The 17,203-nt window shown below is 38.9% G+C and carries 14 protein-coding genes; 6 read left to right on the plus strand and 8 right to left on the minus strand.

What is annotated here, in order from left to right:
• Nucleotides 1-107 precede the first annotated feature (107 nt).
• The 7 genes from lon to htpG all read right to left on the minus strand — a co-directional run bounded on the left by lon (nucleotide 108) and on the right by htpG (nucleotide 10,200).
• On the minus strand, nucleotides 108-2,459 hold the full coding sequence (gene lon / locus ED622_RS15870) for an endopeptidase La (protein WP_122035691.1): 2,352 nt from the start codon (nucleotides 2,457-2,459) through the stop codon (nucleotides 108-110).
• A gap of 131 nt (nucleotides 2,460-2,590) precedes the next feature.
• Complete coding sequence (clpX, locus tag ED622_RS15875; protein WP_122035693.1) at nucleotides 2,591-3,877, minus strand: ATP-dependent protease ATP-binding subunit ClpX; 1,287 nt, start codon at nucleotides 3,875-3,877, stop codon at nucleotides 2,591-2,593.
• 86 nt (nucleotides 3,878-3,963) lie between these two features.
• Entirely contained in the window at nucleotides 3,964-4,587 is a 624-nt protein-coding gene (clpP, locus tag ED622_RS15880; RefSeq protein WP_012549607.1) for an ATP-dependent Clp endopeptidase proteolytic subunit ClpP, read from the minus strand.
• 105 nt (nucleotides 4,588-4,692) lie between these two features.
• Nucleotides 4,693-5,991: a trigger factor gene (gene tig / locus ED622_RS15885; RefSeq protein ID WP_122035695.1), complete on the minus strand. Its 1,299-nt coding sequence runs from the start codon at nucleotides 5,989-5,991 to the stop codon at nucleotides 4,693-4,695.
• Nucleotides 5,992-6,341: 350 nt separating this feature from the next.
• Nucleotides 6,342-7,307, minus strand: coding sequence for a ferrochelatase (gene hemH / locus ED622_RS15890; protein ID WP_122036152.1), 966 nt, complete (start codon nucleotides 7,305-7,307; stop codon nucleotides 6,342-6,344).
• An 83-nt stretch (nucleotides 7,308-7,390) separates the two neighbouring features.
• Nucleotides 7,391-8,035 carry an adenylate kinase gene (adk, locus tag ED622_RS15895; protein ID WP_122035697.1) on the minus strand — a complete coding sequence of 215 codons (645 nt, stop codon included), beginning with the start codon at nucleotides 8,033-8,035 and terminating at the stop codon, nucleotides 7,391-7,393.
• A 266-nt stretch (nucleotides 8,036-8,301) separates the two neighbouring features.
• On the minus strand, nucleotides 8,302-10,200 hold the full coding sequence (gene htpG, locus ED622_RS15900; protein WP_122035699.1) for a molecular chaperone HtpG: 1,899 nt from the start codon (nucleotides 10,198-10,200) through the stop codon (nucleotides 8,302-8,304).
• Between the two features lie 216 nt (nucleotides 10,201-10,416).
• Between htpG and ED622_RS15905 the strand changes: the two genes are divergently transcribed.
• Nucleotides 10,417-11,298, plus strand: coding sequence for a transcriptional regulator (locus tag ED622_RS15905; RefSeq protein WP_122035701.1), 882 nt, complete (start codon nucleotides 10,417-10,419; stop codon nucleotides 11,296-11,298).
• Complete coding sequence (locus tag ED622_RS15910; protein ID WP_122035703.1) at nucleotides 11,289-11,834, plus strand: regulatory protein ToxS; 546 nt, start codon at nucleotides 11,289-11,291, stop codon at nucleotides 11,832-11,834. Before ED622_RS15905 ends, ED622_RS15910 begins: the two co-directional genes overlap by 10 nt.
• Before the next feature lie 74 nt (nucleotides 11,835-11,908).
• On the opposite strand, the gene yfcE is transcribed toward ED622_RS15910, so the two are convergent.
• Entirely contained in the window at nucleotides 11,909-12,457 is a 549-nt protein-coding gene (yfcE, locus tag ED622_RS15915) for a phosphodiesterase (protein ID WP_122035705.1), read from the minus strand.
• Between the two features lie 133 nt (nucleotides 12,458-12,590).
• On the opposite strand from yfcE, the gene ED622_RS15920 reads away from it, so the two are divergent.
• The 4 genes from ED622_RS15920 (at nucleotide 12,591) to proX (ending at nucleotide 17,178) form a co-directional block, all read left to right on the plus strand.
• The gene (locus ED622_RS15920) at nucleotides 12,591-13,496 is read left to right on the plus strand and encodes a TIGR01777 family oxidoreductase (RefSeq protein ID WP_122035707.1); all 906 of its coding nucleotides are present in this window, start codon (nucleotides 12,591-12,593) and stop codon (nucleotides 13,494-13,496) included.
• A 394-nt stretch (nucleotides 13,497-13,890) separates the two neighbouring features.
• Nucleotides 13,891-15,078 (plus strand): glycine betaine/L-proline ABC transporter ATP-binding protein ProV, encoded by a 1,188-nt coding sequence (gene proV, locus ED622_RS15925; protein ID WP_122035710.1) that lies wholly within the window; start codon nucleotides 13,891-13,893, stop codon nucleotides 15,076-15,078.
• A 4-nt stretch (nucleotides 15,079-15,082) separates the two neighbouring features.
• Complete coding sequence (gene proW, locus ED622_RS15930) at nucleotides 15,083-16,168, plus strand: glycine betaine/L-proline ABC transporter permease ProW (RefSeq protein ID WP_122035712.1); 1,086 nt, start codon at nucleotides 15,083-15,085, stop codon at nucleotides 16,166-16,168.
• A 2-nt stretch (nucleotides 16,169-16,170) separates the two neighbouring features.
• A complete protein-coding gene (gene proX / locus ED622_RS15935) occupies nucleotides 16,171-17,178 on the plus strand; it encodes a glycine betaine/L-proline ABC transporter substrate-binding protein ProX (protein WP_122035715.1) in 1,008 nt (335 codons plus the stop codon).
• Nucleotides 17,179-17,203: the final 25 nt, after the last annotated feature.

Raw genomic sequence — 17,203 nt, forward strand, 5'->3', positions numbered from 1 at the left:
TGAAATTATCATCACACAATAAAGTTTAACTTAGCGATATCAATATAAACTGACAAGTCATTTCGACTTGCCAGCCCTGTTATATCAGTGTTTTTTGCTATACATCACTATTTGGAAGCTTCTGTACTAAAGCCTTGTGGATTATTCTTAAGCGCTAAGGTTAATACTTCATCAATCCACTTCACTGGATGCACGGCTAAATCAGCAATGACATTCGCTGGGATCTCTTCTAAATCACGTTCATTATCTTTTGGAATGATGACAGTTTTAATACCACCACGATGTGCTGCAAGTAATTTTTCTTTCAAGCCACCGATAGGAAGCACTTCACCGCGAAGAGTGATCTCCCCCGTCATTGCAACATCAGAACGTACTGGATTACCCGTTAGGCTTGAAACAAGTGCTGTACACATACCAATACCGGCACTTGGGCCATCTTTAGGTGTTGCACCTTCTGGTACGTGAACATGAATATCACGCTTTTCATAAAAATCAGGGTTAATACCTAATTTATCAGCACGAGTACGAACTACGGTCATCGCAGCTTGAATCGATTCTTTCATTACATCGCCAAGTGAACCTGTGTAAGTTAACTTGCCTTTGCCAATCATAGATTCAGCTTCAATTGTCAGTAGATCACCGCCCACTTCAGTCCAAGCTAAACCAACAACTTGACCGATACGATCTTCATCATCCGCTTTGCCATAATCACAACGTTGAACACCTAAGAAATCTTTTAAATTCTCTTGATTTATTGTGACTTTCTTAATGGTTTTATCCAATAAGATTTGTTTTACCGCTTTACGGCAAAGTTTAGAAATTTCACGCTCTAAACTACGCACACCAGCTTCACGAGTGTAATAACGAATGATACCCATAATGGCTGAATCATCAATTTCAATCTCATGTGCTTTTAAGCCATTACGTTTAATTTGTTTATCCAACAAATGGCTTTTGGCAATGTTTAGCTTTTCATCTTCGGTATAACCCGACAGACGAATGACTTCCATACGGTCCAATAATGGGCCAGGAATATTCATTGAGTTTGACGTTGCAACGAACATAACATCAGAAAGATCGTAATCAACCTCTAAGTAATGATCGCTAAATTTATTGTTTTGCTCAGGGTCTAAAACTTCAAGAAGCGCTGATGCTGGATCGCCACGCATATCAGATGACATCTTATCAATTTCATCTAATAGGAAAAGTGGGTTTTTCACTTCAACTTTTGATAGTTTTTGAATTAGTTTACCCGGTAAAGAACCAATATAAGTACGTCTGTGACCACGGATCTCCGCCTCGTCACGAACACCACCTAATGCCATACGCGTGTACTTACGACCCGTCGCTTTAGCAATAGATTGACCAAGTGACGTTTTACCTACACCAGGAGGACCAACCAAACATAGAATTGGACCTTTAAGTTTAGTGACTCGACTCTGAACCGCTAAATACTCAAGAATACGTTCTTTAACGCGTTCTAAGCCATAATGGTCTGAGTTTAATATCTCTTCAGCTTTAGCTAAGTCTTTCTTCACCTTAGAGCGTTTAAACCAAGGCACAGCAACCATGCAATCAATGTAGCTACGTACTACTGTTGCTTCTGCTGACATCGGTGACATCATCTTCAGCTTCTGTAGCTCTTGCTCTGCTTTGTCTTGGGCTTCTTTTGGCATTTTAGCGTCTGCAATTTTTTTCTGCAGTGCTTCAAATTCATCAGGTGCATCGTCTAAGTCGCCAAGCTCTTTTTGAATAGCCTTCATCTGCTCATTCAAATAGTATTCACGCTGGCTCTTTTCCATTTGCTTTTTAACACGGCCACGGATACGTTTTTCGATTTGTAATAAATCGATTTCCGATTCCATCATGCCCATTAGAAACTCTAAACGTGCAATGACATCAGTCAATTCAAGAACTTCTTGTTTATCAACTAATTTAAGAGGCATGTGAGCGGCAATGGTGTCGGCAAGACGTGCGGCATCTTCAATCCCATTCAGTGACGTAAGTACTTCTGGTGGGATTTTTTTATTAAGCTTAATAAAACCTTCAAACTGGTTAATTGCAGAGCGCATAACCACTTCTTGTTCAGCATCATCAATAATAGGTGTTAGTAAAAACTCTGCATCCGCCGTAAAGAAGTCAGCTTCTAAAAACTGGTGGATTTTGGCACGCTGCTGGCCTTCAACTAGAACTTTAACAGTGCCATCTGGTAATTTTAATAACTGTAAAATAGTTGCGATTGTACCAACGCCGTGCAAGTCATCTAGTTGTGGTTCTTCTTTTGCAGCTTCTTTTTGTGCTACAAGGAGGACTTGTTTGTTCTGTTCCATTGCCGCTTCTAAGCAACGAATGGATTTCTCACGGCCCACAAATAGTGGAATAACCATATGCGGATACACCACCACATCACGTAGTGGTAGAACTGGTATCTCAATGCGCTCGGAACGCTCCAGGTTCATATTCTTCTCTCTTTCCGTCAGTATCTTTAGAAATAATATGGGGGCAAGTCGCTAAGAATCAACATTATTTTCAATTAAAAATAAAAAAGGAGGCCAATGCCTCCTTTTTGTCTGTTTATTAGCTAAATACGCTATTCTGCAGATATTGCTTTTGTCTCTGTATTTTCAAACATCAACAGCGGTTCTGATTCACCATTGATTACAGATTCATCGATAACTACTTTAGAAACACCTTCTTTTGACGGTAGTTCATACATAGTATCTAGTAATATTGCTTCTAAAATTGAGCGAAGTCCACGAGCACCCGTTTTACGGTTCATTGCTTTTTTAGCAATCGCTCTCAAAGCATCTTCACGGAATTCAAGTTCTGCGCCTTCTAAATCAAATAATGCAGCATATTGCTTAGTTAATGCATTTTTTGGCTTACTTAGAATTTGAATTAATGCTTCTTCGTCTAATTCAGTTAATGTGGTTGTTACTGGAAGACGACCAATAAACTCTGGGATCAGACCAAATTTAACTAAATCTTCTGGTTCAATTTGCTTCAGTAAATCACCAACGGTTGCTTTATCATCTTGAGAACGAACATCAGCAGCAAAGCCAATTCCAGTTCCTGTTGCAACACGCTGTTCAATTACTTTATCTAAACCTGCAAACGCACCACCACAGATAAATAAGATTTTAGAAGTATCAACTTGTAAAAACTCTTGTTGTGGGTGTTTACGACCACCTTGAGGTGGTACTGATGCAATTGTACCTTCAATCAATTTCAATAGCGCTTGCTGAACACCTTCACCAGATACATCACGAGTAATTGATGGGTTTTCAGACTTACGAGAAATTTTATCTATTTCATCGATATATACAATGCCACGCTCCGCTTTCGCAGGGTCGTAGTCGCATTTTTGTAGTAGCTTCTGAATGATGTTTTCTACATCTTCACCTACATAACCAGCTTCTGTTAACGTGGTTGCATCCGCCATAGTAAACGGAACATCCAAAAAGCGAGCTAGCGTTTCAGCAAGTAATGTTTTACCACTACCTGTTGGACCGATAAGAAGAATATTACTCTTACCTAATTCAACGCCATCTTTTGTAGTATCGCCATTACGTAAACGCTTGTAGTGATTATATACCGCTACCGCTAGTACTTTTTTCGCATGCTCTTGACCGATAACATAATCATCTAGATGCTCACGAATGTTTTGCGGTGTTGGCAATGCTTCACTAGTCTCTTTTGGAGACAGAGTATTATCTTTTAGCTCTTCGCGAATAATGTCGTTACATAAATCAACGCACTCATCACAAACATAAACAGAAGGACCTGCAATTAGTTTACGAACTTCATGCTGGCTTTTTCCGCAAAAAGAGCAATATAGTAACTTTCCACTATTTTCGTCTTTACGCTTGTCTGTCATTTGCTAACCTCTTAAACGTTGTCTTTATGCTGTAAGTTTATACTAACTTACCTTCTTTGCTGTAAACGTTACTGCTTTTTTATTAATTAGTCACGCTTATTTAACACAGCATCTACAAGACCATATTTCACAGCATCATCAGCCGCCATGAAATTATCACGATCGGTATCTTTTTCGATCACTTCTAACGGCTGACCAGTATGTTCAGCAAGTAGCGTATTCAATTTCTTCTTAATTGTTAAGATTTCTTGAGCATGAATTTGAATATCAGATGCTTGGCCTTGGAAACCACCTAGTGGTTGGTGGATCATTACGCGTGAGTTAGGCAATACATAACGTTTACCTGGCGCACCACCTGCAAGTAAGAAAGCACCCATTGAACATGCTTGACCCATACATACTGTGCTCACATTTGGTTTAATGAACTGCATTGTGTCATAAATAGACATACCTGCAGTAACAGAACCACCTGGAGAGTTAATGTATAGGAAGATATCCTTATCAGGGTTTTCAGACTCAAGGAAAAGCAACTGTGCCACAACTAAGTTGGCCATGTGGTCTTCAACTTGACCTGTTAAAAAGATAACGCGCTCTTTTAACAGACGGGAATAAATATCATACGAACGCTCACCACGTGAAGTTTGTTCAACAACCATAGGAACAAGTGCATCCATAATAGAAGGCATTGCATTGTTTTCTTGATAGCTCATAACCGTATCCCTTATAAAATAAATGGTCCGAATGACACTTCATTCGAACCATTATTAGCAGATCTTGTGAAACTAAGTCAACTAACTACTTAATTAATTAAGAAATTAAGCAGGTTGTTGATTCATTAGTTCGTTAAAGCGCACTTCTTTATCAGAAACTTGTGCTTTAGCAAGAATTGCTTCAACTGCTTGTTCTTCTAGAGCAACATTACGCATGTTGTTCATCATTTGCTCGTTACCTTCGTAGTAAGCAACAACTTCAGTTGGATCTTCGTAAGCAGAAGCCATTTCGTTGATAAGTGCTTTTACTTTCTCATCGTCAGCTTTTAGTTCTTCAGACTTGATTACTTCACCAAGAAGAAGACCCACAACTACGCGACGTTTAGCTTGTTCTTCGAACAATTCACGTGGAAGTTCTGGTGCAGTATCAGCGTTGCCGCCAAAACGTTGAACAGCTTGTTGACGTAGAACTTCAACTTCTTGATCGATAAGAGCAGAAGGAACATCAATGTTGTTTTGCTCAACTAGACCGTTGATTGCTTGTTCTTTGATCTTGTTTTTAACAGCTTGAGCTAATTCACGCTCCATGTTCTTACGAACTTCAGCTTTAAGACCTTCAACACCGCCTTCAGCGCCGAACTTAGTTACGAACTCATCGTTCATTTCTGGAAGTTCACGAGCTTCAACTTTAACTACTGTAATAGCGAATTGCGCCGCTTTACCTTTTAGGCTTTCAGCGTGGTAATCTTCTGGGAAGTTAACATCGATAGTTAGTTCGTCGCCAGCTTTCTTACCTTTGATACCGTCTTCGAAGCCAGGGATCATACGACCTTGACCCATTTCTAGAGGGAAGTTATCTGCTTTTCCGCCTTCAAATAGTTCACCATCGATAGAACCAACAAAGTTGATTGTAGCGCGAGTACCATCTTCAGCAGCAACGTCAGCGTCAGCCCAAGTTGCTTGTTGCTTACGTAGCGTTTCTAGCATTTCTGCTACGTCTTCGTCTTTAACTTCAACTTGTGGTTTTTCAACAACAACTTTGTCTAGGCCTTGAAGTGTAACTTCTGGGTAGATTTCAAATGTTGCAGTGAATACTAAATCTTGGCCTTCAGCAAATTCTACTGGTGCAAATGTTGGTGCGCCTGCTGGGTTGATTTTGTCTTTAACGATCGCTTCAATGAAGTGACGTTGCATAACTTCACCCATTTTGTCGTGACGAACAGCGCTGCCGTACATTTTAGCAACCATCTTCATTGGCACTTTACCTTTACGGAAGCCATCGAAGCGACGATTTTTAGCGATGTTACGAAGTTCTGCATTTACAGCATCTTCAATGTTTGCAGCAGGAACAGTAATAGTTAGAACGCGCTCTAGGCCTTCTTTAGTTTCAACAGTAACTTGCATGTTTATATAAACCTCAAAATCGACTCAGGTTCTCTGAGTTTGCGACAAAAAATACGTGCCGCATCCTTGTGTTACAGGCCTAGTAAAATAGAAACCGTAACCCCTATGATTCGTGATACCAAATTGGGTATCTTCTTTTATCTGCTTATTTGAATAATAAGTAGATCGCGCATTTTATTAAATAAAACACGGCATTTAGCCAAGTGGCAAAATAAGACGCGATATTGTAGCGATCTGACCCATCTATGTCGAGGCTCACTACTCACGTAGATAATCTTTAATAAGAAATTGGGCAATGAGTTGTACTTTTCAACCCTTATAAATGCTTTTTTTCTAAAAAACAGACCTAATTATTGAGAAAATTTCTTATTGGCGATATCGGCCATCATTTCAATATGTAATTGGTCATCATTCAAGCAAGGAATAAAGGTGTATTTTTGACCGCCTGCTTCCATAAATATCTCTTTACACTCTTCCGCTAACTCTTCTAATGTCTCTAAACAATCAGAAGAAAAAGCAGGGCTAATGATATCTAAAGAGGTAACCCCTTTTGGTGCCAATTCAGTTAATGTTTCTGACGTATATGGCTGCAGCCAAGCTTCTCGTCCAAAGCGAGATTGGTAGCTCATACCAATATGTTCTGACGTCAGATTCAGCTCTTTTGCTAGTAATTCAGTTGTGCGTTCACAGTGCTTTGCATACACATCGCCATTATCAACAAAGCGTTGTGGGATCCCATGATATGAACATAAAACGTAGTCCCCTTTGCCATTTTCTTCCCATGATCGTTTAATCGAATCAGCCAAGGCTTTTATGTAAAGTGGGTGATCATGATAGTTATGAACCAGCGAGAAATTAGGCAACACCGGGGTGGTTTTATATTGCTTAGCAATTTGATCAAATACTGCCGCTGTTGTTGTTCGAGAATACTGGGGGTACAAAGGTAAAATTACGATTTCTTCGCACCCTTGCTCTTCTAATTGTTCAATCCCTGATTTAATTGTCGGTTGACCATAAGTCATACCTAAAGCAACAGGTATAGAAAGATGTTCTTGCAACGCTCTCATTTGACGTTGTGAATAAACCATTAAAGGCGAGCCTTCATCCATCCACACACTTTCATATAACTTAGCTACTTTAGGGGCTCTGATCGGAAGAATGACACCATGAAGCAACGGACACCAAAGAAAACGAGTCATATCAACAACACGCTTATCATGTAAAAATTCAGACAAGAACGTTTTTACTGCCGATGCCGTTGGCGCTGTTGGTGTCCCAAGGTTAACTAACAGCACTCCTGCTTTCTTATTATTCACAATCATTATCCATTATTTTTATAAAAAAAAGGCGACCAATAAGGCCGCCTTCAATATAACAATAAATTGTTCGTTAGGTAAGATTACGAAAGTGCTTTTTCGATCTCAGCACTAACTTCTGCAACTAACTTAGTACCATCGAATTTAAGGTACTGAGTTTTACCTGCTTCAGCTTCTTTATTGTAGTAAGCAATAAGTGGTGCTGTTTGCTCATGGTAGATACCAAGACGAGCAAGAACAGTCTCTGGTTTATCATCTTCACGAATAACAAGAGGCTCGCCAGTTACGTCATCTTGACCTTCAACTTTAGAAGGGTTAAATGTAACGTGGTAAGTACGACCAGAAGGCAAGTGAGCACGACGACCAGACATACGCTCAACGATTACTTCGTCAGCAACATCAAATTCAAGAACGTAATCGATAGATACACCATTCTCTTTTAAGCCATCTGCTTGAGGGATCGTACGAGGGAAACCATCTAGTAGGAAACCTTTAGCGCAATCTTCTTGAGCAATACGCTCTTTAACAAGACCAAGAATGATCTCATCAGATACAAGTTGACCAGCATCAATTACAGACTTAGCTTGTTTGCCTAGCTCAGTACCCGCTTTAATCGCAGCACGTAACATGTCACCTGTAGAGATTTGTGGAATACCATATTTATCCATGATGAACTGAGCTTGAGTACCTTTACCCGCACCAGGTGCACCTAAAAGGATGATACGCATTGTTTTCCCCTTAAAATTTAATCTTGGAATTTATACCAAACCTTACAAATAGAATGAATTACTATCTATAAACTTAGGTATAAGTTTTATTTCTAAAAATAAGCCGTGAAAGATACACGGAACTGAGAACGCTATCAAGTTTGAGATGAAAATAGCGAACTCTAACGATTCTAGAATGTAACGGCTCTCAATAAAAAACAATGAGACCTTAGTGCATTATTGCCACTCAAGATCTCATTCATTTTATTTTTACAGCGATTGCTCTATTACTTTGATAATAACTGATTCATCGCACTTAAGAATTGTGATGGATCATCTAAAGAGCCACGTTCTGCTAACATTGCTTGACCAAGTAACATTTCAACCCAACGACCAAATGCTTCTTCATCTGCTTCATCAGCCATTTGCTTAATAAGTGCATGCTCAGGGTTAATTTCAAAAATGTATTTCACTTCAGGAGCCGCTTGGCCAGCAGCTTCTAAAAGTTTCGCCATTTGTGTACCCATTTCAAAGTCATCAGTAACGACAACAGCAGGTGTTGTTGCTAATTTAAACGTAGTACGAACTTCTTTAACTCGATCGCCTAAATAAGATTTAGTGCGCTCAACAACAGATTTAAACTCTTCTACTGTCTCTTTTTGTTTCTCTTTTTCAGCATCATCCTCAAACTTACTTAAGTCTAATCCTGCTTTGGTAATTGATTGGAATTGTTTACCATCGAATTCAGTTAAGTAGCTCATCAGCCACTCATCAATACGATCGTACATTAGAACAACTTCAATGCCTTTAGCTTTAAATTGCTCTAGGTGTGGGCTGTTTTTCGCTGCTGCATAACTATCAGCCGTTAGATAGAAGATCTTATCTTGCTCTTCTTTCATACGCTCAACATAACCCGCTAGGCTTATTGCTTGTTCTGCACTGTCTTTTTCTGTCGTAGCAAAACGCAGAAGGCCAGCGATTTTATCTTTATTAGCAAAATCTTCAGCCAAGCCTTCTTTTAGTACTTGGCCAAACTCTTTCCAGAAAGTTAGGTATTTTTCATCGTCTTTCTTCGCCGTTTTCTCAAGCATACCTAGTACACGTTTAGTACATGCACTACGTAATGACTGAGTCACTTTATTATCTTGAAGAATTTCACGAGAAACGTTTAGTGGTAGGTCATTTGAGTCAATCAAACCCTTAACAAAACGTAAGTAGCTAGGCATAAACTGTTCTGCGTCATCCATAATGAATACGCGTTGAACATACAGTTTTAAACCACTTTTATGATCACGATTCATCATATCAAATGGGGCTTTTGCAGGGATATATAGAAGACTGGTGTAATCGTTCTTACCTTCTACTTTGTTGTGGCTCCAAGTAAGTGGATCTGCAAAATCATGAGATACGTGCTTATAAAACTCTTGGTACTCAGCATCTTCAATTTCTGATTTACTGCGAGTCCAAAGTGCTTGCGCCTTGTTTACTTGCTCCCACTTACCCTCTTTATCTTTTCCTTCTTCGTCTTTTTCAACGGTCCAGATAGAAACAGGAATACCGATGTGATCAGAGTACTTACCAATCACTTCTTTTAGACGCCACTCACTTAAAAACTCTTTACCTTCATCACGCATATGAAGAATGATATCAGTACCACGAGTTTCTTTTGTGATGTCCTCAATAGTGTAGTCGCCTTCACCTTCTGAATGCCATTGAACCGCTTGATCTTTTGACACACCAGCTTCACGCGTGCGTACTGTTACTGCATCTGCTACAATAAATGCAGAATAAAAACCAACACCAAATTGACCAATCAATTGAGAGTCTTTACTTTGATCGTCTGATAATTTTGAAAAGAAATCAGCTGTACCTGATTTTGCAATTGTTCCAAGATGCTCAATAACATCTTCACGACTCATGCCAATGCCGTTATCTGAAATAGTTAATGTGTTGGCTGCTTCATTAAAAGACAGTTTTACACCAAGCTCTGCATTACCTTCATATAAATCACCATTTGATAGTGCTTTGAAGCGTAATTTATCCGATGCGTCTGATGCATTTGAGATTAATTCACGTAAAAAAATCTCTTTATTTGAATACAAAGAGTGAATCATTAGATGAAGTAGTTGCTTAACTTCTGACTGAAAGCCGCGTGTTTCTTTGTTATTAATCGTTTGATCGCTCATCTATAAAACTCCGAAATAGGACAATATGTATTTAACTTACAAGTGTAATATGGACTTATAAACCGTAATTCAAGGTAAAGGAATGTAAAAAACACTGTTTTTTTGCTTTTTTTATACTATAAAATGCGCAATGATAAGTTTTGACATTAAATAGACATTCTAAAAATGATACTTAGATATCATTCATAAGAATCACCATTACTGAGTTAACAACCAATGAATATAGAAAATAACAAAATTATTATTGGCAACCGGTTTCTATTCGATCCAAACGATAATAGCCTCATTGATACATTAAATGATGACGAAATTATCCGCATCGGTGGTAATGAGAGCCGCGTTTTAAGCCTGCTTATTCAAGAACCAGGGAAGGTTGTTAGTCGTCATGAACTACATGAATATGTATGGCGAGATCAAGGATTTGAAGTCGATGATTCTAGTTTAACACAAGCTATTTCGACACTACGAAAAATGCTACAAGACCCAACAAAGCTACCCGTCTATGTAAAAACGGTGCCTAAACGTGGCTATCAGTTTATTTCAACAGCCGTTCCACAAATGGGTGAAGAATCATTATCTAGCGTTGAAGTAGATACGGTAGTAGTTAATGATATTGATGCTCCAGAAGCTGAACATCAAGAAAAGACATCGCAAGAAACAGTCGCAAGTAGCAGCGATAATAATAACGACATTAAAACATCAACAGTAACTACTAAACATTCGCACAAGCCTCAAGCTCACTTGTCTTTACTTGGTACGTTAACACTGATCATCGCATTTATTTTACCTATTATTGCCTATGTGAATCACACACCAAAATCTGATGCATTTGTACAAGTGGCAAATTATGACGAAGTACCTATTTTCGTCCCTGTTAACCACCCTAATATCGATAAATGGCAACCTCTGATTGAGCAATGTACTGTCTTTTATAATTCAAACCATGTTGATACGCTAAAACCAATAGAAGTTATTGCGACGAGTGGTCAACCAAATCAAATCACATTGAATTATATTCATCATGAAGAACACAGCGATCAAAGCATTAGTGTCCGATTATTGATTGATCAAAAAGAGGTAGATAACGTATGTGGCTAAATAGCGAACAACTTCCATTTACAAAGCGCTTTTTCCCTGTCGCTCTTCTTCTTATTTCAATGATAGGCAGTGGATGGTTTTATTGGGAAAGTGACAGTAAAGTAGAACAACTATTAACATCGAAAGAATGGCAAAGTATGAGTACGGTTCGTATTGATACTGATTATGGTGATATGGGTCCGTTAAAGCGTGCCGATATTAAATCAAATGTCGTTTATCTCCCTAATAAAACGTACTCAAAATCATCAACCTTAACGATTTTTAGTGCGCTTTCTGAGAATGTCGATCCATTAACGATTAACGTAATGGAAACCGGCAACTGGGACTACAGTGGTGATTATTTATTAATAGATCCGATTGAGTTTAAAGACGTTACTGCAAGTGATAATAAAGATTTCTCTGGCCCACAGAAAAAACTCATTATGCGCGTATTCAGAATGGATGCTCAACAAAGTAAACGTGTTGACGTAATTAATGATAAAACATTGCTATTAACAAGCTTAAATTACGGTTCTGGTATTTTATTCTCGCATTGATGATAGAAACACCATTAATATAAATGTCAGATATAAAAAAAGAAGCCAGTGGCTTCTTTTTTTATATCTTAAGATTAAAGTGTAATCGTATTTAAAACGTTTCCATCAAAGTCTAATACCGATAATCTAGAGTCATGAAGTAGGCCGTAGCTTGGTTTACTTTCCTCACCACGTGGGAACGTCGTTGAACCTGGATTAAAGATAATTTGCTCCCCTTGCCATTCTGCTACCGTTATATGCGTATGACCATGAGCAATAATGTCTCCTTTTTTTAATAAAGGACGTTTATCTGCATTATAAACATGACCATGAGTTAAAAATAACTTTTGTCCTGTCGGTAACAAAACAATATTGTAATCAGCCATGATCGGAAAAGATAACAGCATTTGATCGACTTCACTGTCACAATTCCCTCTTACTGCAATGATAGACTCTGCGTATTGATTTAATAATTCAGCAACCGCGATTGGATCATGGCCTTCAGGAATTGGATTTCTTGGTCCGAAATTAATCAGATCACCAAGAAGAATTAAATGATCCGCTTTAGAGGCCACAAACGTATCAATCATTCGTTGAGTCGCAGTTAAAGAGCCATGGAGATCAGATGCAAAAAATAATTTCACGAGAGTCCTTACAAATACTTAAGAAACAGTTCAAACCCAAAGTATAAAGGAAAACAAGATGAAAGTTGCCAATCAGTAAACTCTATTTATACTTAATATAGTTTACTATTATAAATATCTTGCAGGAGACGAGATGAAAATACTCATTACAGGCAGTACTGGATTAATAGGGAAACAGCTATTAGACCACCTTAAAGGCCATCACCTAGTGCTTTTAACTCGTGATATGGAAAAAGCAGAATCGACGTTAAGTCATCTTGCTTTACCCCATGTCGATTTCATTTCAGATCTCTCTTCATTTTCTAACGTTAACGACATTGATATTATTATCAATCTAGCTGGTGAGCCGATTGCTGATAAAAAATGGACTCGAAAACAAAAAAAAATCATTACAGATAGTCGATGTGATCTAACCGATAAATTAGCCAAGCTTTGCCTTAATTCTACAACGCCACCACGTTGTTTTATATCAGGCTCTGCGATTGGGTATTATGGTGATAACGGATCGCAAGATGTTGATGAAACGACAAAAACTATCTCAACCGATTTCGCTCATCAAGTCTGTCAACAATGGGAGAATAAAGCACTACAAGCTCAAAATGAGTTAACTCGTGTTTGTATCTTACGGACGGGTGTCGTTCTCTCTCTATCTGGTGGAGCACTAAAAAAAATGCGACTTCCCTACCAATGCGGATTAGGTGGTCCTGTTGGCAATGGCAAACAATATATGTCTTGGATACATATTGATGACATGGTTCATGGGATACTGCATTTAATAGAGCAAGATGACAGTAATGGAATTTATAACTTAACAGCGCCACACCCAGTAACTAATAAAACCTTTAGTCAAACACTCGCCAAAACTCTAAAACGCCCTCACTTTCTGTATACACCGAATATAGTAATTAAATCAATTCTTGGTGAAGCATCTGTTTTATTAACCGACAGCCAAAGAGTTCGTCCAAAGCGAATCGTACATGAAGGATTTAAGTTTCGTTACTCTCGAATTGAATCTGCGTTGAAACACTTATTGAGCTAGGTTAAATCGCCTTAGCAAGCCAACAACCAAGCCTCTACGCATACCCACGTTACAACCTCACATCATTTACTGAGTGATTGAACAATAAATCATTCAGTAAATTTAATTCGTACTCGAATTAATTATAAAAATACCCTGTTAATCTATTAAAACCATTCAGATATATCCTCTTATCTTAAATATAACAAAACACGTTACCCCATAAAGACACACCCACAACTAACCCATTAAAAACAATAACATACTGTAGATTTAGTTGTTTTGTTTTAATAAGAAAACCAAAGAAAAATAAATAACAAGCCATTTTACAACATGGCAATCATTGATAAGTCACGGAAATTTAATTATAGTACTAACGAATTTTCAATAAGCATAGCTTACAAAGGACTTAAAAATGAATCCCATACTGGAAGTTAAGGGACTGTACAAAGTGTTTGGAGAGGACACTGATCGCGCCTTCACAATGATTAAGAAAGGCGCAAATAAAGACGACGTGTTTGAGAAAACAGGATTAACTATTGGTGTTAATGACGTCTCTCTCAGTATTCATGAAGGTGAGATTTTCGTTATTATGGGCCTTTCTGGTTCAGGTAAATCCACCCTAGTTCGCCTTCTCAATCGACTTATCGAACCGACTCAAGGCAATGTACTCCTCAGAGGAAAAGACATTGCACACATCTCTGAAGAAGAACTCCGCGAAGTTCGCCGCAATAATATCTCAATGGTTTTTCAAAATTTTGCCCTAATGCCACACATGACTGTCATTGAAAATGCAGCCTTTGGTTTAGAGCTAGCGGGTGTTGACGTTGAACAGCGCAAAAAATGTGCTCTAAGTGCACTAGAACGAGTTGGTCTTGATGTTTATGCAGAATCTTACCCTGATGAATTATCTGGCGGTATGAAACAGCGTGTCGGTCTTGCAAGAGCACTCGCTTGTGATCCTGATATTCTTTTAATGGACGAAGCATTTTCTGCTCTTGATCCGTTGATTAGAACGGAAATGCAAGATGAGCTGATTCGCCTACAAAATGATGATAAACGTACCATCGTTTTTATTTCTCATGATTTAGATGAAGCGATGCGTATTGGGGACAGAATTGCCATCATGCAAAATGGTGAAGTAGTTCAAGTTGGTACTCCTGATGACATCCTCAACAACCCTGCAAATGATTATGTTGAAGCTTTCTTTCGTGGTGTTAATGTCGCAAACGTCTTAACAGCCAAAGACATTGCTCGTAAAAAACCTGCCGCTATGTTTAAGAAATCAGAACACGATGGCCCAGCCTCAGCTCTTCAGTATCTAATGGATAACGACAGAGAATATGGCATCGTTGTCGATAAGAGCAGTCTCTATTCTGGCATCGTTTCTGTAGATTCTCTTCGCGAAGCACATAACGACAATAGATCGTTAGTCAGCGCACAATTGGCTGATGGTATAACGCTCAAACCAAACCAAGCTATCAATGATATTTTAGGTTTAGTTGCGAATGTACCTTACTCGGTACCTGTGGTTGACGAAAATGGTAAGTATTTTGGTGTTGTGACGAAATCACGACTACTTCAGACGTTAGATAAGGGGTAGAACGATGTCATCAGATCAAACAAACAATGACCCATGGTCACAAACAACAACACAAGCAAATGATGATCCATGGGGACAAGCAAGCGATACATCAGCGTCAGCAGATTGGTTAAGCAGCGAAGTGGTTGAAACCAAAGCCTTTGACCCATTAAACCCATTTGAAGAAGCCGTACTTCCTGTTGATGTTTGGGTAGAATCAGGCTTGAACTGGTTAGTTGAACATGGCCGTCCATTATTTCAAGCTATTCGTGTTCCTATCGATTTCATCTTGGGCTCTTTTGAAACGGCACTAGTCTCCACGCCTGCGCCCTTTATGCTCGTTATTCTATTTTTGCTCGCATGGCAGTTTTCTAACCTTAAGCTGGGTATCTCAACGGCAGTTTCATTACTGGTAATTGGGCTTATCGGTGCTTGGTCTGAAGCGATGACAACACTATCACTCGTGATGACCTCCGTCTTTTTCTGTCTGCTTATCGGGTTACCTATGGGGATCTGGCTAGCAAGAAGCAAAACGGCAGCCAAATTTGTTCGACCTGTTTTAGATGCAATGCAAACCACACCAGCCTTCGTTTATTTAGTACCAATTGTAATGCTATTTGGTATCGGTAATGTTCCTGGTGTTGTCGTAACTATCATTTTCGCATTACCTCCCGTTGTACGTTTAACTATCCTAGGTATTCAACAAGTACCAGAAGAGTTAATCGAAGCTGGCCATTCATTTGGTGCCAGCAAAAAACAAATGCTGTATCGCATTCAACTGCCACTAGCACTACCTACCATTATGGCAGGAGTTAACCAAACCTTGATGCTATCTCTATCTATGGTGGTTATTGCGTCAATGATCGCAGTCGGTGGATTAGGTCAAATGGTATTAAGAGGTATCGGACGCTTAGATATGGGTCTGGCTGCTGTTGGTGGTTTGGGTATTGTAATTCTTGCTATTTTACTCGACCGAATCACCCAAGTATTAGGTGTAAACGCAGGTAACACTAAATTACGTTGGTACAACATGGGACCGGTGTCCATCCTACTAAATATGTTTGCTCAGAAAAAAGAACTAAAAACAGAATTAAAACTTAAGGAGAAATAAGAATGATTAATTCATGGAAGAAAGCACTAACGGTCAGTATCGTTTCCACTTTGGCTTTATCGTCAAATGTATGGGCAGAAAAACTACCTGGCGAAGGCGTTACTGTTCAAGCTCTTCAATCAACCGTTGCTGAAGAGACGTTTCAAACATCAATTGTAAACCGCGCACTTGAAGAGCTAGGCTACGATGTTCAACCAACAAAAGAAGTTGATTACAACGTTGCTTATACCTCAATCGCAAAAGGCGATGCGACTTTTCTTACGGTAGGCTGGTTCCCTCTTCATGCTGACAAATACAAAATGTCTGGTGGTGATGATAAATTTTACCGCCAAGGTCAATATGTTAGTGGTGCAGCGCAAGGTTACTTAATTGATAAAAAAACGGCTGAAAAATACGGCATCACTAATATTGGTCAATTAAAAGACCCAAAAATTGCAAAATTGTTTGATGCAAATGGTGATGGTAAAGCAGACCTTACCGGCTGTAACCCTGGCTGGGGTTGTGAAATGGTAATCGAACACCAAATTGGTGCTTATCAACTTGAAGACACCGTCAGCCATAACCAAGGTAACTATGCCGCAATCATTGCTGATACCATTTCACGTTACAAAAATGGTGAGCCTGTTATCTATTATACTTGGACACCTTATTGGGTAAGTGGCGTTCTTGTTCCTAATAAAGATGTAGTATGGCTAGAAGTACCGTTCTCTGCTCTTCCAGGGGATCGTAAAGATGTTGATACTACTCTATCTAATGGTAAAAACTACGGTTTTGAAATGAACTCTATGCGCATCATTGCTAATAAAGAGTTTGCGGCACAAAACCCTGCAGCAGCTAAATTATTTGAAATCATCAAACTAAACATTAATGACGTTAGTGCACAAAACATGATGATGAGTAAAGGTAAAAACAGCTCAGCTGATATTGAATCTCACGTTAATGGCTGGATAAAAGCAAATCGACCTTTATTCAACTCTTGGTTAGCTGAAGCGAAAAAAGCAGCGATCTAACTTACCTAGTTAACATTAATAGCCT

The organism is Aliivibrio sp. EL58, from assembly GCF_900312675.1.
Classification (GTDB): Bacteria; Pseudomonadota; Gammaproteobacteria; order Enterobacterales; family Vibrionaceae; genus Aliivibrio.